The 15,991-nt window shown below is 66.2% G+C and carries 28 protein-coding genes; all 28 read right to left on the reverse strand.

Features of this window, described 5'->3' with window-relative positions; genetic code table 11:
• Positions 1–58: 58 nt before the first annotated feature.
• Complete coding sequence (locus GC150_13225; GenBank protein MBI1385860.1) at positions 59–505, reverse strand: 50S ribosomal protein L17; 447 nt, start codon at positions 503–505, stop codon at positions 59–61.
• A 131-nt stretch (positions 506–636) separates the two neighbouring features.
• Positions 637–1,662, reverse strand: a complete 1,026-nt coding sequence (locus GC150_13230) for a DNA-directed RNA polymerase subunit alpha (GenBank protein ID MBI1385861.1) — start codon at positions 1,660–1,662, stop codon at positions 637–639.
• A gap of 106 nt (positions 1,663–1,768) precedes the next feature.
• Positions 1,769–2,158, reverse strand: a complete 390-nt coding sequence (rpsK, locus tag GC150_13235; GenBank protein ID MBI1385862.1) for a 30S ribosomal protein S11 — start codon at positions 2,156–2,158, stop codon at positions 1,769–1,771.
• Positions 2,159–2,206: 48 nt separating this feature from the next.
• Entirely contained in the window at positions 2,207–2,575 is a 369-nt protein-coding gene (rpsM, locus tag GC150_13240) for a 30S ribosomal protein S13 (GenBank protein MBI1385863.1), read from the reverse strand.
• Positions 2,576–2,859: 284 nt separating this feature from the next.
• Positions 2,860–3,510, reverse strand: coding sequence for an adenylate kinase (locus GC150_13245; protein MBI1385864.1), 651 nt, complete (start codon positions 3,508–3,510; stop codon positions 2,860–2,862).
• Positions 3,507–4,847: a preprotein translocase subunit SecY gene (gene secY, locus GC150_13250; protein MBI1385865.1), complete on the reverse strand. Its 1,341-nt coding sequence runs from the start codon at positions 4,845–4,847 to the stop codon at positions 3,507–3,509. Before secY ends, GC150_13245 begins: the two co-directional genes overlap by 4 nt.
• 263 nt (positions 4,848–5,110) lie before the next feature.
• The gene (locus GC150_13255; protein ID MBI1385866.1) at positions 5,111–5,593 is read right to left on the reverse strand and encodes a 50S ribosomal protein L15; all 483 of its coding nucleotides are present in this window, start codon (positions 5,591–5,593) and stop codon (positions 5,111–5,113) included.
• Between the two features lie 169 nt (positions 5,594–5,762).
• Entirely contained in the window at positions 5,763–5,960 is a 198-nt protein-coding gene (gene rpmD, locus GC150_13260) for a 50S ribosomal protein L30 (protein MBI1385867.1), read from the reverse strand.
• A 124-nt stretch (positions 5,961–6,084) separates the two neighbouring features.
• Positions 6,085–6,678, reverse strand: a complete 594-nt coding sequence (locus GC150_13265; protein MBI1385868.1) for a 30S ribosomal protein S5 — start codon at positions 6,676–6,678, stop codon at positions 6,085–6,087.
• Between the two features lie 18 nt (positions 6,679–6,696).
• Entirely contained in the window at positions 6,697–7,059 is a 363-nt protein-coding gene (locus GC150_13270) for a 50S ribosomal protein L18 (GenBank protein MBI1385869.1), read from the reverse strand.
• 72 nt (positions 7,060–7,131) lie between these two features.
• Positions 7,132–7,665: a 50S ribosomal protein L6 gene (locus GC150_13275; GenBank protein MBI1385870.1), complete on the reverse strand. Its 534-nt coding sequence runs from the start codon at positions 7,663–7,665 to the stop codon at positions 7,132–7,134.
• Between the two features lie 43 nt (positions 7,666–7,708).
• A complete protein-coding gene (gene rpsH, locus GC150_13280; protein MBI1385871.1) occupies positions 7,709–8,107 on the reverse strand; it encodes a 30S ribosomal protein S8 in 399 nt (132 codons plus the stop codon).
• A 13-nt stretch (positions 8,108–8,120) separates the two neighbouring features.
• Positions 8,121–8,426 (reverse strand): 30S ribosomal protein S14, encoded by a 306-nt coding sequence (rpsN, locus tag GC150_13285; GenBank protein ID MBI1385872.1) that lies wholly within the window; start codon positions 8,424–8,426, stop codon positions 8,121–8,123.
• Positions 8,427–8,470: 44 nt separating this feature from the next.
• Positions 8,471–9,040 (reverse strand): 50S ribosomal protein L5, encoded by a 570-nt coding sequence (gene rplE / locus GC150_13290; protein MBI1385873.1) that lies wholly within the window; start codon positions 9,038–9,040, stop codon positions 8,471–8,473.
• Positions 9,033–9,392 (reverse strand): 50S ribosomal protein L24, encoded by a 360-nt coding sequence (locus tag GC150_13295; GenBank protein ID MBI1385874.1) that lies wholly within the window; start codon positions 9,390–9,392, stop codon positions 9,033–9,035. The genes rplE and GC150_13295 overlap by 8 nt, the downstream gene beginning before the upstream one ends.
• Positions 9,393–9,758: a 50S ribosomal protein L14 gene (rplN, locus tag GC150_13300; GenBank protein ID MBI1385875.1), complete on the reverse strand. Its 366-nt coding sequence runs from the start codon at positions 9,756–9,758 to the stop codon at positions 9,393–9,395.
• A gap of 80 nt (positions 9,759–9,838) precedes the next feature.
• Positions 9,839–10,087, reverse strand: a complete 249-nt coding sequence (rpsQ, locus tag GC150_13305) for a 30S ribosomal protein S17 (GenBank protein MBI1385876.1) — start codon at positions 10,085–10,087, stop codon at positions 9,839–9,841.
• Between the two features lie 78 nt (positions 10,088–10,165).
• Positions 10,166–10,375 (reverse strand): 50S ribosomal protein L29, encoded by a 210-nt coding sequence (locus GC150_13310; GenBank protein ID MBI1385877.1) that lies wholly within the window; start codon positions 10,373–10,375, stop codon positions 10,166–10,168.
• Positions 10,376–10,457: 82 nt separating this feature from the next.
• On the reverse strand, positions 10,458–10,877 hold the full coding sequence (rplP, locus tag GC150_13315; protein MBI1385878.1) for a 50S ribosomal protein L16: 420 nt from the start codon (positions 10,875–10,877) through the stop codon (positions 10,458–10,460).
• Positions 10,878–10,900: 23 nt separating this feature from the next.
• The gene (rpsC, locus tag GC150_13320) at positions 10,901–11,611 is read right to left on the reverse strand and encodes a 30S ribosomal protein S3 (protein ID MBI1385879.1); all 711 of its coding nucleotides are present in this window, start codon (positions 11,609–11,611) and stop codon (positions 10,901–10,903) included.
• 20 nt (positions 11,612–11,631) lie between these two features.
• Complete coding sequence (locus tag GC150_13325) at positions 11,632–12,015, reverse strand: 50S ribosomal protein L22 (GenBank protein MBI1385880.1); 384 nt, start codon at positions 12,013–12,015, stop codon at positions 11,632–11,634.
• Positions 12,016–12,017: 2 nt separating this feature from the next.
• Positions 12,018–12,296: a 30S ribosomal protein S19 gene (gene rpsS / locus GC150_13330; GenBank protein MBI1385881.1), complete on the reverse strand. Its 279-nt coding sequence runs from the start codon at positions 12,294–12,296 to the stop codon at positions 12,018–12,020.
• A gap of 13 nt (positions 12,297–12,309) precedes the next feature.
• Positions 12,310–13,143 (reverse strand): 50S ribosomal protein L2, encoded by an 834-nt coding sequence (rplB, locus tag GC150_13335; GenBank protein ID MBI1385882.1) that lies wholly within the window; start codon positions 13,141–13,143, stop codon positions 12,310–12,312.
• A gap of 136 nt (positions 13,144–13,279) precedes the next feature.
• A complete protein-coding gene (locus GC150_13340; protein MBI1385883.1) occupies positions 13,280–13,573 on the reverse strand; it encodes a 50S ribosomal protein L23 in 294 nt (97 codons plus the stop codon).
• A 90-nt stretch (positions 13,574–13,663) separates the two neighbouring features.
• On the reverse strand, positions 13,664–14,293 hold the full coding sequence (gene rplD / locus GC150_13345; GenBank protein MBI1385884.1) for a 50S ribosomal protein L4: 630 nt from the start codon (positions 14,291–14,293) through the stop codon (positions 13,664–13,666).
• Position 14,294: 1 nt separating this feature from the next.
• On the reverse strand, positions 14,295–15,056 hold the full coding sequence (locus tag GC150_13350; GenBank protein ID MBI1385885.1) for a 50S ribosomal protein L3: 762 nt from the start codon (positions 15,054–15,056) through the stop codon (positions 14,295–14,297).
• A 62-nt stretch (positions 15,057–15,118) separates the two neighbouring features.
• Complete coding sequence (gene rpsJ / locus GC150_13355; GenBank protein ID MBI1385886.1) at positions 15,119–15,427, reverse strand: 30S ribosomal protein S10; 309 nt, start codon at positions 15,425–15,427, stop codon at positions 15,119–15,121.
• Positions 15,428–15,494: 67 nt separating this feature from the next.
• Positions 15,495–15,991 (reverse strand): elongation factor Tu (gene tuf, locus GC150_13360; GenBank protein MBI1385887.1); only part of this gene is annotated, 497 nt, incomplete at its 5' end.

The following is a 15,991-nucleotide window of genomic DNA, read 5'->3' on the forward strand; positions in this document are numbered from 1 at the left end:
CGAAACCCGAAACATCCTGTCGTCTCGCGGTGCGATCCGCGCGCCGCGTCTCGCACCGTCAGGCCGCTGCCGCCGCCTGCGCCCGGTTCTCTTCGGCTGCCATACGCGCCTCGTGCCGGGCGCGGTCGTCCTTGCCCTTGGCTGCCGGATCACGATCGACCAGTTCGATCACGGCCATCGGCGCGCTGTCGCCGTAACGGTAGCCGGCCTTGAGAACACGCGTGTAGCCACCATTGCGCTCGCCGTAACGCGGTCCGACCACGTCGAACAGCTTCTTGACGATCTCGTCGTCGCCGAGCCGCGATGCCACGAGCCGACGGGCGTGCAGATCACCCCGCTTGGCGAGCGTGATCAGCCGCTCGGCGACGCGCCGCAGCTCCTTGGCCTTCGGCAGCGTGGTGACGATCTGCTCGTGGCGAAAGAGCGCCGCCGCCATGTTGGCGAACATCGCGCGGCGATGGCTCGCCGTCTTGCCCAGCTTGCGATAGCCGTGTCCGTGACGCATCGGTCCTGATCCTCTTCAACTGGCCGCGCGTCGCTGCCGGCCGACGTTCTCGCGCCCATTCGCGCGCCGGGTCGTTGTCTTGCCGTCAGGCCCTGACCCGACGGCGTCGGAGCGCTCGCGCCCGAGTGCTCCTAATAATGGTCCTCGAAGCGCTTGGCGAGATCCTCGATGTTCTCCGGCGGCCAGTTCGGCACGTCCATGCCGAGGTGGAGGCCCATGCCCGCCAGAACCTCTTTGATCTCGTTCAGCGACTTGCGCCCGAAATTCGGCGTCCGGAGCATCTCGGCCTCGGTCTTCTGGATGAGGTCGCCGATGTAGACGATGTTGTCGTTCTTCAGGCAGTTCGCCGAGCGCACCGATAGCTCGAGCTCGTCGACCTTCTTGAGCAGCGCGGCGTTGAACTCGAGTTCCGGCTGGCGGTCCTCCGCCATGTGCCGCTCGGGCTCCTCGAAGTTGATGAAGATCTGGAGCTGGTCCTGCAGGATGCGCGCGGCGAGCGCGATGGCATCCTCGGCCTTGATCGAGCCGTCCGTCTCCACCGAGAGCGTCAGCTTGTCATAGTCGAGAACCTGGCCCTCGCGGGTGTCCTCGACCTTGAAGGAGACGTTCTTCATCGGGCTGAAGATGCTGTCGACCGGAATGAGACCGATCGGAGCATCGTCGGGCCGGTTGCGCTCGGCCGGCACATAGCCCTTGCCGGATTGCGCCGTGAACTCCATGCGGATCGAGGCACCCTCGTCCAGCGTGCAGATCACGAGGTCGGGGTTGAGCACGTCGACGTCGGAACTCGTCTCGATGTCGCCCGCTCGCGCCACGCCCGGGCCGTCCTTGCGCAACACCATGCGCTTGGTGCCCTCGGAGTGCACCCTGAGTGCGATCTCCTTGATGTTCATGACGATGTCGGTGACGTCCTCGCGCACGCCCGGGATCGAGGAGAACTCGTGCAGGACGCCGTCGATGTGCACGCTCGTCACCGCGCCGCCCTGCAGCGACGAGAGCAGAACGCGCCGCAGCGCATTGCCGAGCGTCATGCCGAAACCGCGCTCGAGCGGTTCGGCCACCGCCGTCGCCATTCGACGATTGTCGCGGCCCGACGTGATTTCCAGCTTCTCCGGCTTGATCAGATCCTGCCAGTTTCTCTGCAGCGCGCTGTTCATGGGTCCTCGAAGGTCCTTGCGGCAGTTGGCTCGACGGGCGGCCGGCGGCACGCCCGGAGCGGGAAATGCGGGTCGGGGCCGACGCGCGGCCCGCCCCGCCGAACGATCAGACGCGGCGCTTCTTGCGCGGCCGGCAGCCGTTGTGCGCGATCGGCGTCACGTCGCGGATGGTCGTGATCTGCATCCCGATGGATTGCAGCGCCCTGAGCGCCGACTCGCGTCCCGAGCCAGGTCCACTCACTTCGACGTCGAGCGTGCGCACGCCGTGCTCCTGGGCTTTGCGCCCGGCATCCTCGGCGGCCATCTGCGCGGCGTAGGGGGTCGACTTGCGCGAGCCCTTGAACCCCATCGTGCCCGACGACGACCAGGAGATCGCGTTGCCCTGGGCATCGGTGATGGTGATCATCGTGTTGTTGAAGGACGCATTCACGTGGGCCACGCCGGAAGAGATGTTCTTCTTTTCCTTGCGGCGAATGCGGGTGCGGTCTTTCGCCATGTCGCTGTCTCGGTCCTCTGGAGGGAGCGCCGTTGCCGGGCTGCGCTGTTACTTCTTCTTGCCCGCGATCGCCTTGGCCGGGCCCTTGCGGGTGCGCGCGTTGGTGTGGGTGCGCTGACCGCGAACGGGCAGACCACGCCGATGGCGCAGGCCACGATAGCAGCCCAGATCCATGAGCCGCTTGATGTTCATGGCCACCTCTCGCCTGAGGTCGCCCTCGACCACGAACTCGCGCTCGATGACCTCACGGATCTGGATGACCTCGGCGTCCGTCAGTTCGTTGACGCGGCGCTCGTTCGGAATATGCACCTGCGCGCAGATATCCTTGGCGAACTTGCGCCCGATGCCGTGGATGTAGGTCAGCGCGATTTCCACGCGCTTGTTGCTCGGTATGTTGACACCAGCGATGCGTGCCACGTCGCTCTCCTCGAGAACCAGGGCACCCTCGTTGGATGCCGTCCGCCTGAATTCGTCCTTCCAGTCCGCCCATGCGCCGCCGCTGCGCGCGCCACGATCGGGCCTGCCCCATCGGATGCTGACGTCGGGACCTCCCCACGACCAGCCGCCACGGCCAAATGCGACCCCCAGGCTCGAGCGCCAAGAAGCGCGAGCCGGTTGTCGCTCAATCCCTTTGCACGGGGATCGCGTCTAATAGCCGAGCCCCGCCCATTCCGTCAACCGCCTTGGCGCGTGTGATTCGTTCACCCGTCGATCTCACGATCGATGGCGCGCGCGACACTGTCCATGTCCGCCATGCCGTCGAGCGATCGAAGCAACCCGAGTGCGTGATAATAGCCGATCAGCGGCGCCGTTTCCTTGTAGTAAGCGAGCAGACGCGAGCGCAGCGTCGCCTCGTTGTCGTCCGCCCGCCGCTTGAAGCTGGTACCGCCGCAGCGATCGCACACACCCTCCCGGGTCGGGCGCTTGAATTCGTCGTGATAACCCTCGCCGCACGAGCCGCATGTGAAGCGACCTGCGATGCGACGCACCAGCTGCTCGTCATCGACCTTGAGTTCGATCACCGCGTCGAGCGCGAGGCCCTTCTGGTTGAGCAGGGTGGCCAGCGCGTCGGCCTGCGCCAGCGTGCGCGGAAAGCCGTCGAGGATGAAACCACCCGCCACGTCCGGCTGGTCCAGCCGCTCGGAGATGATGCCGATCACGATCTCGTCCGAGACCAGTTGTCCAGCCTCCATCACCGCCTTGGCCCGAAGCCCGATCGGTGTACCCGCAGCCACCGCCGAGCGGAGCATGTCGCCGGTCGAGAGCTGCACCAGCCCGCGCGCATCCTCGAGGCGTTTGGCCTGGGTTCCCTTGCCGGCACCGGGCGGGCCGAGGAGGATGATGCTGGTCACCGTTTGCCCCCCTTGGTGCCTCTGAGCTTGGCCTTCTTGATGAGCCCTTCGTACTGGTGCGCCAGGAGATGGCTCTGCACCTGGGCGACGGTATCCATGGTGACGCTGACGACGATCAGCAGGGACGTGCCTCCGAAATAGAAGGGCACGGCGAGGTTCGAGATCAACAGTTCCGGCAGAAGGCAGACGAGGACCAGATAGCCGGCTCCGACGACCGTGATGCGGGTCAGCACGTAGTCGATGTATTCCGCCGTCCGCTCGCCCGGCCGGATCCCGGGAATGAATCCGCCGTACTTCTTGAGGTTGTCGGCCGTCTCCGTCGGATTGAAGACAATGGCCGTATAGAAGAACGCGAAGAACGCGATCATCGCGCAATAGAGCCCGAGATAGAGCGGCTGACCGCGCCCGAGCAACGCCGTGACATCGGTCAGCCATTGCGGACCCGTACCGCTCGAGAATTGGGCGACCGTGATGGGCAGCAGCAGCAGCGACGACGCGAAGATCGGCGGAATGACGCCAGCGGTGTTGAGCTTCAGCGGCAGGTGGGAGGAATCCCCCTGGAACATCCGGTTGCCCATCTGGCGCTTCGGGTACTGGATCAGCAGCCGTCGCTGCGCTCGCTCCATGAAGACGATGAAGGCGATGACGATGATCGCCATGACGAAGAGGCCGATGATCACGGCGGTCGAGAGCGAGCCCGTGCGCCCGAGCTCGAGCACGCCGACCAGCGCCGCCGGCAGCTCTGCCACGATGCCCGCGAAGATGATCAGCGAGATGCCGTTACCGACGCCGCGCGCCGTGATCTGCTCGCCGAGCCACATCAGGAAGATGGTGCCGCCAACCAGCGTGATGACGGTGGTGATGCGGAAGAACCAGCCCGGATCAAGCACCAGGTTGCCGGCCCCCTCGAGGCCGATCGCGATGCCGTAGGCCTGCAGCGTCGCCAGGACCACGGTGCCATAGCGCGTATACTGGTTGATCTGCTTGCGCCCCTGCTCGCCTTCCTTCTTGAGCTGCTCGAGGTGCGGCGAGACGGTCGTCAGGAGCTGGATGATGATCGATGCCGAGATGTACGGCATGATGTTGAGCGCGAAGATCGCCATGCGACCGACGGCGCCGCCTGCGAACATGTTGAACATGCCGAGGATGCCGGTCTGGCTCTGCTCGAAGATCTGGGCCAGCTGGTCGAGGTTGATGCCGGGCAGCGGGATGTATGTGCCCAGCCGGTAGACGAGCAGCGCCACGATCGTGAAGAGAATCCGCCGTTTCAGCTCGTCGGCCTTGGCGAAGGCGGCGAAATTGATGTTGGCGGCGAGTTGCTCGGCTGCGGAGACCATGCGCGTCCTTTCTCCAGCCCGGTATTCTCGAGCCCCCCGCGTTGGCGAGCCCCAGTATCGCAACCGGACGGCCCGCGCGCTCCGGCCGGTCCGTCCGCCCTGCCCCGGCCAGTCCGCGGCAGGCTCGAATGATCAGCGGGGAGAGTGGCGACGATCCCCTGGCGATGCAAGGCGCATCACCCCCTCACCCGAGTTGCCAGCCGGTTCGCGCACACTCGGGCAGTGGCTGCCCCGGTCGCGAACCTCGGCCAGCCTGGCCGGCCTCAGGCCTCGGCCGCCGGTGTTACGGGCTCGAGCACCTTGACGGAACCGCCTGCCTTTTCGATCGCGGCAATCGCGGCCTTCGATGCGCCAGCGACCTCGAGCGTCAGCGGCGACGTGATCTCGCCACGCGCCAGCACCCGAACGCCATCACGCCGACGCCGGATGATGCCTGCCTCGGCCAGCACCTCGCCGGTAACCGTCACGCCGGCCGCGAGCCGCCCTGCATCGATTGCCGCCTGCAAGTCGCCGACGTTGATGACGACGAACGCCTTGCGCGACGGATTCGTGAAGCCGCGCTTGGGCAGCCGGCGATGCAACGGCATCTGGCCACCCTCGAAACCCTTGATGGCCACGCCCGAACGCGACGTCTGGCCCTTGACGCCGCGCCCGGCGGTCTTGCCCTTACCCGAGCCGATGCCGCGTCCGACGCGCTTGCGCTGGCGCAGGGCGCCCGGATTGTCTCTGAGCTCGTTCAAACGCATTTTGCGCCTCTCGCCATTCCACCCGCGCTCCGCGCCGGTTCTCGTTTCCTCGCTGCCTTACGCCACCGTTGCCGGTGCCTCGCACGGCACGATCGTCCTATTCACTTCGGCATCCCCCGGTTTGGCCCCGACGGCCGATCCGTTCATCCGCGATCGCCGAAGTCGCGGCTCAGGATTTCGTCTCCACGATCCGCACGAGATGCGGCACCTTGGCCACCATGCCCCGGATCGAGGGCGTATCCTCGAGTTCGCGCTTGCGATGCATCTTGCCGAGACCGAGACCGACCAGCGTGCGCCGCTGCCGCTCGGGACAGCGGATCGGGCTGCCGATCTGCTCGACGATGATCGTCCCCTTGCCCTTCGCCATCATTCCGTTCCTTCGATCTCAACGCGTCCGAAGCGCGTGGTCCGCGTCCAACGCGCCCGACGTCCACCGCCGCAAAGCACCCACCGAGGGCCCGCGCCACTCGCCGGCAACCGCAATCCAACCGTCAGACGCCGGCTTCCTGCTCCTCGCCGACCGCCTCGGCGCCATCGCGGCGCCGCGAGACGATCTCGCTCACCTTCTTGCCACGCCGCGCCGCCACGCTGCGCGGGCTGTCCTCGTGCACGAGCGCATCGAACGTCGCACGGACCATGTTGTACGGGTTCGAGGTCCCGAGTGACTTGGCCACGATGTCCTGCACGCCGAGCGTCTCGAACACCGCGCGCATCGGGCCGCCCGCGATGATGCCCGTACCGGGAGGCGCCGCCCGCAGCACCACCTTGCCCGCGCCATGGCGGCCTGCGACATCGTGATGCAGCGTGCGTCCTTCACGCAGCGGCACGCGGATCATGGTGCGCTTGGCGGACTCGGTCGCCTTGCGGATCGCCTCCGGCACCTCGCGCGCCTTGCCGTGCCCGAACCCGACGCGGCCCTTCTGGTCGCCGACGACGACGAGCGCGGCAAAGCCGAAGCGACGGCCGCCCTTCACCACCTTCGCGACGCGGTTGATGTGCACCAGCTTGTCGACGAACTCGCTGTCGCGCTCCTCGCGGTCCCGCTCGCGATCACGATCCCGGCCTCTGCCCTCGTTGCGTGCCAAAGCCAATATCCTTCCTTGTCAGAACTCGAGGCCGCCCTCGCGCGCGGCGTCTGCCAGCGCCTTGACGCGGCCGTGATACTTGTATGAGCCGCGGTCGAAGACCACGCTCGACACCCCGGCGGACTTGGCCCGCTCGGCCAGCAACTTGCCCACCGCACCGGCGGCCGCGACGTCGGCGCCGGTCTTCAGGCTCGCGCGCAGTCCCTTCTCGAGCGTCGATGCGGCCGCCAGTGTCCGCCCGCTGACGTCGTCGATGACCTGCGCATAGATATGCTTCGACGACCGGAACACGGAAAGCCGCGGGCGGTCGTTCTTGCGCCCGCTGAGCACGCGCCGGATGCGCACCTTGCGCCGGTCGATGGATTGCCTGTCGCTCGCCATGTCTGTCGTCTCTCGTTCGATGCGTGCCTCTGTCGCGGCCGGCCGCCCGTGCCCCAGCCGCGCTCGCGCACGCTACTTCTTCTTGCCTTCCTTGCGGAAGATGAACTCTCCAGCGTACCGCACGCCCTTGCCCTTGTAGGGCTCCGGCGGACGATAGGCGCGCAGTTCGGCCGCCACCTGGCCGACCTTCTGCTTGTCGGCGCCCGACACCACGATCTCGGTCAGCTTCGGCGTCGCGATATCGATGCCCGCCGGGGTCTTGTAGACCACCTCGTGGCTGAAGCCGAGCGAGAGCTGAACGTCCCGCCCCTTCATTTGCGCACGATAGCCGACGCCGTTGATCTCGAGGGTCCGCGTGAAGCCCTCGGTGACGCCGACCACGATGTTCTGCACGAGCGTGCGCGAGAGACCGTACATGGCCCGCGCCCGCTTGCTGTCGTCGCGCGGCTCGACCTTGATCCGGCCGTCGGCCATCGCCACCGTCACGTCATCGGCGAGCGTCACGGCGAGTTCGCCCTTGGGGCCCTTCGCCGACACCTTCTGGCCGTCGATGGTCACCTGCGCCTTGGCAGGAATGACGACGGGCTTTTTACCGATACGGGACATGATCCCCACCTCGCTTCATAGGTTCCTCGGCGCAGGAGCCGCCTCAGAAGATGTTGCAGAGAACCTCGCCGCCGACGTTCTCCTGGCGCGCGCGCGCATCCGACATCACGCCCTTCGGCGTCGAGAGGATCGCCACGCCGAGGCCGTTCGCCACGGGCTGCAGGTCGCTCACCGGCGAATAGACGCGCCGGCCCGGCTTCGAGACACGGCGGATCTCGCGGATCACCGGCTCTCCGTTGTGGTATTTGAGCTCGATCTCGAGTTCCGCGCGCCCGCCGGCATAGTCGATCCGCGTGAAGTCCCGGATGTAGCCTTCCTCTTTCAGGACCTCGAGCACGCGCTCGCGCATCCGTGAGGCCGGCGTCGCCACCTTCGACTTGCGCCGGAGCTGGGCGTTGCGGATCCGGGTGAGCATATCGCCCAATGGATCGGAAACTGGCATTCAGTTTTCCTCCTTACCAGCTCGACTTCACGAGGCCCGGAACGAGCCCTTGCGAGCCCAGGTCGCGGATCGCGATGCGCGACAGCTTGAGCTTGCGATAATATCCCCTCGGCCGGCCCGTCGCGGCGCAGCGGTTGCGCACGCGGGTCTTGGAGGAGTTGCGCGGCAGCTCGGCGAGCGCCAGGGTTGCCCGGAAGCGATCCTCGCGGGTGGCTTTCGGGTCCTTGATTTTCGCTTTGAGCGCGGCGCGCTTGGCGGCATAGCGTGCCACCAGCGCCCTGCGGCGCTCGTTGTTGTTGATCGTGCTCGTCTTGGCCATCGCCGTCTCCTCGCCGCCGAAGCGTCGTCGTCCGAATGCCGGTACTAGGTCCGGAAGGGAAAGTTGAATCCTCTGAGCAGCTCGCGCGCTTCGTCGTCACTCTGCGCCGTCGTGCAGACGATCACATCGAAGCCCCAGATCTGGTCGACCTTGTCGTAGTCGATCTCCGGGAACACGATGTGCTCCTTGATACCCATCGCGAAGTTGCCGCGCCCGTCGAAGCTCTTGGGGTTGAGGCCCCGGAAGTCCTTGACGCGCGGCAGCGCGATGGTCACCAGCCGGTCGACGAATTCATACATCCGGTTGCCGCGCAGCGTGACCTTGGCGCCGATCGCCATGCCGTCGCGCAACTTGAAGGTCGCGATCGACTTGCGCGCGCGCGTCACCACCGGCCTCTGGCCGGCGATGAGCGCGAGATCGGACGCAGCCGAATCGACCTTCTTGCGGTCGTTGACCGCATCGCCGACGCCCATGTTCAACACGACCTTCTCGAGACGCGGCACCTGCATGGGATTGCGGTAGCCGAATTTCTCGCTGAGACTGCCCCGCACCACTTCGTCGAAGTGGCGGCGCAGCCGCGGCACGTAGCCGTTCGCGCCCTGAGCACTAGACATCGATCACCTCTCCCGAGCGCTTTGCGACGCGGACCTTGCGGCCATCGTCGAGGATCTTGAATCCGATCCGCGTTGGCATGCCGTCCTTGGGATCCTCGATGGCGAGGTTCGACATGTGGATCGGCGCCTCCTGGGAGACGATACCGCCCTGCTGGCTGGCGGTCTGGCGCGTGTGCTTGCGCACGACGTTGACGCCCTGCACCACCGCGCGGTTCTCCTTCGGGATGACCTTGAGGACCTCGCCGTGCTTGCCCTTGTCACGTCCGGCAAGCACCACGACTTTGTCACCCTTGCGGATCTTCGGTTTGGCCCGTCCTTCGATCCCGGACGAGCGGTCGAGTTTGGCCACCATCTAGAGGACCTCCGGAGCGAGCGAGACGATTTTCATGTTCATGGCGCGGAGCTCACGCGTCACGGGCCCGAAGATACGGGTGCCGATCGGCTCCTTGTTGTTGTTGATGAGAACGGCCGCGTTGCGGTCGAACCGGATGACGCTGCCGTCGTTGCGGCGGATCGGCGCGGCGGTGCGCACGACCACCGCCTTCATCACCTGGCCCTTCTTGACGCGGCCGCGCGGAATGGCGTCCTTGACGCTGACGACGATGATGTCACCGACGCTCGCATACTTGCGCTTCGATCCTCCGAGCACCTTGATGCAGCGCACGCGGCGCGCGCCCGAGTTGTCGGCGACGTCGAGATTGGTCTCGTTCTGGATCATGGCCTTCGTCTCCGCAGTCCACTCGGCGGGATTGTTTTCCCGCCTTGGCCGATCTTCGGCCCCTCATTACGTTGCCGGCGTCAGGCCGAGCCGACGCCGCCGTCCTTGACCAGCGTCCATCGCTTGTTCCGGGAGATCGGACGGCATTCCTCGATCGATACCCGGTCGCCCACCTTCGCGACGTTTTCCTCGTCGTGGGCGTGGTACTTCTTCGAGCTGCGCACCGTCTTCTTCAACATCGGATGCGTGAAGCGGCGTTCGACGCGCACGACGATCGTCTTGTCGTTCTTGTCGGAGACCACCACGCCCTGGAGCACGCGTTTCGGCATTGTCTTGTCGTCCTCGGTCCTTGCCCGGCTCGCCCGGGCTGGATGTATTCCCTGGGGGGCGGTGCCGCCCCCGGATTGCTACTTCGTCGAAGCGCCCGCAGCACCGCGCAGCTCGCGAGCCATCGTCTTGATCCGCGCGATATCGCGGCGGATCTCGCGGAACCGCGAGGTGTTCTCGAGCTGGCCCGTCGCCTGCTGGAAGCGCAGGTTGAACTGCTCCTTCTTGAGCTTGCGCAACTCGTCCTGCAGCTGATCCTGCGAGAAGCCTTTGAGGTCTTCGTACTTCATCTCTCGTTCCTCACGCCTTGCGCGCCCTTCGCGCAGGCCATCCCGACCCCGCAGGCCGATGACATTCCCAGTCCCGCGCCGCTCAGTTCACGACGCCCGGCCGCACCACGACCCGCGTCTTGATCGGCAGCTTGGCCGCCGCGAGCGTCAGTGCCTCGTTGGCGAGCGCCAGCGGCACACCGTCGATCTCGAACATGATGCGCCCCGGATGGACCCGCGCGGCCCAGAACTCCGGCGCGCCCTTGCCTTTGCCCATGCGCACCTCGGTCGGCTTCTTGGACACCGGCAGATCCGGGAAGATCCGGATCCAGACGCGCCCGGCACGCTTCATGTGACGGGTCATCGCGCGGCGCGCGGCCTCGATCTGGCGAGCGGTGACGCGCGCCGGCTCCTGAGCCTTGAGCCCGAACGAGCCGAAGTTGAGCTCCGTGCCCCCCTTGGCCACGCCACGCATGCGCCCCTTGTGGGCCTTGCGGAATTTCGTGCGCTTTGGCTGCAGCATGAGTATCTACTCCCCGTAAGGCCTCAGGCCGCGCTCGGACGCGGTTCGCGCCGACGCTGCGTTTCCGGTCCCTCGACAGCCCGTCTCTCGTGCGCCATGGGATCGTGCTCGAGGATCTCGCCCTTGAAGATCCAGACCTTCAGCCCGATCGTCCCGTAAGCGGTTTCAGCACGTGCCTGCCCGTAGTCGATGTCCGCGCGCAGAGTATGCAGCGGCACGCGTCCCTCACGGTACCATTCCGTGCGCGCGATCTCGGCGCCGCCGAGCCGGCCGGCGCAGTTGATGCGGATGCCGAGGGCCCCCATGCGCATGGCCGACTGCACGGCACGCTTCATGGCCCGCCGGAAGGCGATGCGACGCTCGAGCTGCTGGGCGATGTTCTCGGCAACCAGCGTGGCGTCCATCTCCGGCTTGCGGACCTCGAGGATGTTGAGGTTCACCTCGCTCGCGGTGAAGCGGGCGAGTTCCTTGCGCAGCTTCTCGATGTCCGCGCCCTTCTTGCCGATCAGGATGCCCGGCCGCGCGGTGTGCACGGTGACGCGGCATTTCTTGTGGGGACGCTCGATCACCACCTTGGAAATGCTCGCCGCGCGCTGCATCTTCATGATGTAGGCGCGCATCTGCATGTCTTCCTGGAGCAGCTTGCCGTATTCGCCCTTGTTGGCGAACCAACGGGAATCCCAGGTCCGGTTGATGCCGAGCCTGAGGCTGATCGGGTTGATTTTCTGTCCCATGTCCTGTCCTCGTCCCGGCGTCAGGCCTGAGCATCCTCGACCGCGCGCAGCACGATCGTGAGCTGTGAAAAGGGCTTCGAAATCCGCCCGGCCCGTCCGCGTGCCCGCGGGCTGAAGCGCTTCATGACCAGGTTCTTGCCAACGTGCGCCTCGGCGACGACCAGCGTGTCGACGTCGAGCATGTGATTGTTCTCGGCATTCGCGATCGCGCTCTCGAGCGTCTTCTTGACGTCCTTGGCGATGCGCTTGCGCGAGAAGGTGAGGTCGGCGATGGCCTTTTCCACCTTGGCGCCGCGGATCATGGCCGCCAGAAGGTTGAGCTTCTGCGGGCTGACGCGGATGTTGCGAGCGACGGCCTGGGCCTCGTTCTCGCGTGTCCTGCGCTCGTTCTTCGTCTGGCCCATCGTTACTTCCTCTTCGCCTTCTTGTCGGCGGCGTGGCCGTAGTAGGTGCGGGTCGGAGCGAACTCGCCGAACTTGTGGCCGATCATGTCCTCGGAGACGAGCACGGGAACGTGCTTCTTTCCGTTGTGGACGCCGAACGTGAGGCCGACGAACTGCGGTAGGATCGTCGAGCGCCGCGACCAGATCTTGATCACGTCCTTGCGCCCGGCTTCCCGCGCGGCATCCGCCTTTTTCAGCAGATACCCGTCCACGAACGGGCCTTTCCAGACAGAGCGAGCCATTTGCTTTCCGCCTCTACTTCTTCTTCAGGTGGCGGCTGCGCAGGATGTACCTGTCGCTCGCCACGTTTGATCTCGTCCGCTTACCCTTGGTGGGCTTGCCCCAGGGGGTCACGGGATGCCGGCCGCCGGAGGTGCGCCCCTCGCCACCACCATGCGGGTGGTCGATCGGGTTCATGGCGACACCGCGCACCGACGGGCGCCGGCCCATCCAGCGGCTACGCCCCGCCTTGCCGAGGTTCGTGTTGGCGTTGTCGGGGTTCGACACCGCGCCGATCGTCGCCATGCACTCGGCGCGCACCATGCGCGTCTCGCCCGAGGAAAGGCGCAGGATCGCATAGCCCTGGTCACGCCCCGCCAGCAGCGCGTAGGTGCCCGCCGAGCGTGCGATCTGGCCGCCCTTGCCCTCTTTCATCTCCACGTTGTGGATGATGGTTCCGATCGGCATCGCCGCCATCGGCATGGCGTTGCCCGGCTTGACGTCGACGCGCCGGCCCGAGACCACCGTGTCTCCGACAGAAAGGCGCTGCGGCGCGAGGATGTAGCTGAGTTCCCCGTCCTCATAGCGGATCAGCGCGATGAAAGCGGTCCGGTTCGGATCGTATTCCAGCCGCTCGACCACGGCGGGCACGTCGAACTTGCGCCGCTTGAAGTCGATGATGCGGTAGGCGCGCTTGTGCCCACCGCCCCGCCGGCGCGCGGTGACACGGCCGTAATTGTTGCGCCCGCCGGACTTGCGCAGCCCTTCCGTGAGTTGCTTGACCGGCTTCTCCTTGGAGAGATGCGAGCGATCGACGAGGATCAGCGCCCGCTGGCCCGGCGTCGTCGGATTGAATGTCTTGAGAGCCATCGCTACTCGCTTCCCGGGGCGCCCGGCGCCCGCTTATCTGTCCGTCGCTTCGTCCATTCCCGCGACCGGACGGAAAATCCCGTCCTGTCACCATCTCTCGCATCGCTCGACGGGCCTGAGCGCCCGCCCGAGCCGGTCAAAGACCCGTCGTCACATCGATCGACTGCCCGGGCTCGAGCGTCACGATCGCCTTCTTGTAGTCCGACTGGCGCCCGAGGCGTCCCCGAAAGCGCTTCAGTTTGCCCTTGCGGATCATGGTGTTGACCGCCTTGACGCGCACGCCGAACAACTTTTCGACCGCCGCCTTGATCTCCGGCTTGCTGGCTCCCTCGGCGACCTTGAAGACCACCTGGTTGAACTCCGACGCACCCGTCGACTTCTCGGTGATCACCGGCGCGAGGATCACGTCGTAGGCCTTGATCTCGTCCATCGCTCGATCTCTTTATCCGCCCTCGCGGCGCACCGCTCGGAGCCTTGTCCCGTTCACCGCGGCCCCGGCGGGGTCGCGTCGCAAATCCCTTCAGACCTCGCCCCTCAGACGGGTCTCGATCGCCGCGACCGCCGCCTTCGTCAGCACCAGCTTGTCGCGCCGCAGGATGTCGTAGACGTTGATGCCCTGCACCGGAAGCACGTCGATCTGCGGGATGTTCCGCGCCGCGAGCCCGAAGTTCGTATCGACGACCGCGCCATCCACGATCAGCGCCGACTGGAGCCCGAGCCCCTCGAAATGCTTGCGCAGGCCCGCCGTCTTGGGTTCCGCCATGCTGGCGTTCTCCAGCACGATCAGCTCACCGGCCTTGGCTTTGGCCGAAAGCGCGTGCTTGAGCGCGAGCGCCCGCACCTTCTTCGGAAGGTCGATCGCATGGCTGCGCGGCACCGGACCGAACGCCTTGCCGCCCTTGCGGAACTGCGGAGCGAGGCGGTTGCCGTGCCGAGCGCCGCCCGAACCCTTCTGGCGCACGATCTTCTTGCGCGAGCCGGCAACGAGGCTGCGATCCTTTGCCGAGTGCGTACCGGCCTGGCGCTTGGCCAGCTGGTAGCGCACCATGCGGTGCAGGATGTCCGCGCGCGGGTCGAGCCCGAAGATCTCGTCGGAGAGCTCGAGCGTGCCCGCACTCGCGGCCTCGAGCGTTTTGACATCCGCCTTCATCTCACTTCTTCCCCTTCGCCGGCGGCTTGCCCGCGCCCTTGGCCGTCACGCCCGCGGCGCGATCGGCGGCGGCCTTCTCTTCCGCGGCCGCGGCATCGATCAGCGCCTGCTTGGCCCGCTCGAGATCGCCCGGACGCTTGATGGCGTCACGCACCAGCACCCAGCCACCCTTCGAGCCCGGCACCGCGCCGCGGATCATGATGAGGCCACGCTCGACATCGGTGGCGACGATCTCGAGGTTCTGCGTCGTCACGCGCACCGAGCCCATGTGGCCGGCCATCTTCTTGCCTTTGAAGACCTTGCCGGGGTCCTGGCGGTTGCCAGTCGCGCCGTGGCTGCGGTGGCTGATGGAGACGCCGTGCGTCGCCCGAAGGCCGCCGAAGTTGTGGCGCTTCATGGAGCCGGCGAACCCCTTACCCACCGAGGTCCCGGTGACGTCCACCTTCTGCCCCTTCACATAGTGGTCTGCGGTCAGCTCGGCCCCGACCTCGATGAGGTTCTCCGGGCTGACGCGGAACTCGACCACCTTGCGCTTGGGCTCGACCGAAGCGACCGCGAAATGACCGCGCTCGGCCTTCGTGGTGTTCTTCACCTTGGCGAGCCCGGCACCGAGCTGGAGGCCCGTGTAGCCGTGCTTGTCGGCCGTTCGCTGCGCGATGACCTGACAGCCGTCCAACTTGAGGACGGTCACGGGAACCTGCTCGCCCTCCTTCGTGAAGACGCGGGTCATGCCCAGCTTCTGTGCAATCACGCCCGATCGCATCGCGTTCACCCAATTCCCTCTCGAAGGTCCACCGATCGCACGCCGAGGCGCGCCCGTATGGCCTAGAGCTTGATCTCCACGTCGACGCCGGCGGCCAGATCGAGCTTCATCAGCGCATCGACCGTCTGCGGCGTCGGATCCACGATGTCGAGAAGACGCTTGTGCGTGCGCATCTCGAACTGTTCGCGGCTCTTTTTATCCACGTGCGGCGACCGGTTGACCGTGTAGCGCTCGATCCGCGTCGGCAGCGGGATCGGCCCGCGCACCTCTGCCCCGGTCCGCTTTGCGGTGTTCACGATCTCCTTCGTCGAGGCATCGAGCACACGATGGTCGAACGCCTTGAGGCGGATCCGGATGTTCTGGCTCTGCATTTCTCAACCTGTCCCGGCAAAAAGCCGGGAGCGCCCACTTCAGGACGCTCCCCGACCTCGACTTGCACTACTCGATGATCTTGGCCACCACGCCCGCGCCGACGGTACGACCGCCCTCGCGGATGGCAAAGCGCAGACCTTCTTCCATGGCGATCGGCACGATCAGCTCGACATCGACCGAGATGTTGTCGCCCGGCATCACCATTTCCGTGCCTTCTGGCAGGTTCACGACACCCGTCACGTCGGTCGTGCGGAAGTAGAACTGCGGACGGTAATTCGTGAAGAACGGCGTGTGCCGGCCACCCTCTTCCTTGGTCAGGATGTAGGCCTCGGCCTTGAACTTCTTGTGCGGCTTGACCGAACCCGGCTTGCACAGCACCTGGCCACGCTCGACGTCGTCGCGACCGATACCGCGCAGCAGCGCGCCGATGTTGTCGCCCGCCTCGCCCTGGTCGAGCAGCTTGCGGAACATCTCGACGCCCGTGCACGTCGACTTCTGCGTGTCGCGGATGCCGACGATCTCGACTTCCTCGCCGACCTTGATGATGACGCGCTCGACACGGC

This window comes from Hyphomicrobiales bacterium (genome assembly GCA_016125495.1).
In the GTDB taxonomy this organism is placed as follows: domain Bacteria; phylum Pseudomonadota; class Alphaproteobacteria; order Rhizobiales; family RI-29; genus RI-29.

Coding starts and splice junctions, on each gene's coding strand:
- rpsQ (MBI1385876.1), bottom strand. CDS start 10,087: ATGCCGAAACGCGTGCTCCAGGGCGTGGTGGTCTCCGACAAGAACGAC.
- GC150_13275 (MBI1385870.1), bottom strand. CDS start 7,665: ATGTCCCGTATCGGTAAAAAGCCCGTCGTCATTCCTGCCAAGGCGCAG.
- GC150_13270 (MBI1385869.1), bottom strand. CDS start 7,059: ATGGCGAGCGACAGGCAATCCATCGACCGGCGCAAGGTGCGCATCCGG.
- secY (MBI1385865.1), bottom strand. CDS start 4,847: ATGGTCTCCGCAGCCGAGCAACTCGCCGCCAACATCAATTTCGCCGCC.
- rpsN (MBI1385872.1), bottom strand. CDS start 8,426: ATGGCCAAGACGAGCACGATCAACAACAACGAGCGCCGCAGGGCGCTG.
- GC150_13340 (MBI1385883.1), bottom strand. CDS start 13,573: ATGGACGAGATCAAGGCCTACGACGTGATCCTCGCGCCGGTGATCACC.
- rplB (MBI1385882.1), bottom strand. CDS start 13,143: ATGGCTCTCAAGACATTCAATCCGACGACGCCGGGCCAGCGGGCGCTG.
- rpsJ (MBI1385886.1), bottom strand. CDS start 15,427: ATGCAGAGCCAGAACATCCGGATCCGCCTCAAGGCGTTCGACCATCGT.
- GC150_13310 (MBI1385877.1), bottom strand. CDS start 10,375: ATGAAGTACGAAGACCTCAAAGGCTTCTCGCAGGATCAGCTGCAGGAC.
- GC150_13350 (MBI1385885.1), bottom strand. CDS start 15,056: ATGCGATCGGGCGTGATTGCACAGAAGCTGGGCATGACCCGCGTCTTC.
- GC150_13230 (MBI1385861.1), bottom strand. CDS start 1,662: ATGAACAGCGCGCTGCAGAGAAACTGGCAGGATCTGATCAAGCCGGAG.
- rpsH (MBI1385871.1), bottom strand. CDS start 8,107: ATGCCAGTTTCCGATCCATTGGGCGATATGCTCACCCGGATCCGCAAC.
- rpsK (MBI1385862.1), bottom strand. CDS start 2,158: ATGGCGAAAGACCGCACCCGCATTCGCCGCAAGGAAAAGAAGAACATC.
- rplP (MBI1385878.1), bottom strand. CDS start 10,877: ATGCTGCAGCCAAAGCGCACGAAATTCCGCAAGGCCCACAAGGGGCGC.
- rpsC (MBI1385879.1), bottom strand. CDS start 11,611: ATGGGACAGAAAATCAACCCGATCAGCCTCAGGCTCGGCATCAACCGG.
- GC150_13255 (MBI1385866.1), bottom strand. CDS start 5,593: ATGCGTTTGAACGAGCTCAGAGACAATCCGGGCGCCCTGCGCCAGCGC.
- GC150_13325 (MBI1385880.1), bottom strand. CDS start 12,015: ATGGGCCAGACGAAGAACGAGCGCAGGACACGCGAGAACGAGGCCCAG.
- rplN (MBI1385875.1), bottom strand. CDS start 9,758: ATGATCCAGAACGAGACCAATCTCGACGTCGCCGACAACTCGGGCGCG.
- GC150_13295 (MBI1385874.1), bottom strand. CDS start 9,392: ATGGTGGCCAAACTCGACCGCTCGTCCGGGATCGAAGGACGGGCCAAA.
- rpsS (MBI1385881.1), bottom strand. CDS start 12,296: ATGGCTCGCTCTGTCTGGAAAGGCCCGTTCGTGGACGGGTATCTGCTG.
- rplE (MBI1385873.1), bottom strand. CDS start 9,040: ATGTCTAGTGCTCAGGGCGCGAACGGCTACGTGCCGCGGCTGCGCCGC.
- GC150_13225 (MBI1385860.1), bottom strand. CDS start 505: ATGCGTCACGGACACGGCTATCGCAAGCTGGGCAAGACGGCGAGCCAT.
- rpmD (MBI1385867.1), bottom strand. CDS start 5,960: ATGGCGAAGGGCAAGGGGACGATCATCGTCGAGCAGATCGGCAGCCCG.
- rplD (MBI1385884.1), bottom strand. CDS start 14,293: ATGAAGGCGGATGTCAAAACGCTCGAGGCCGCGAGTGCGGGCACGCTC.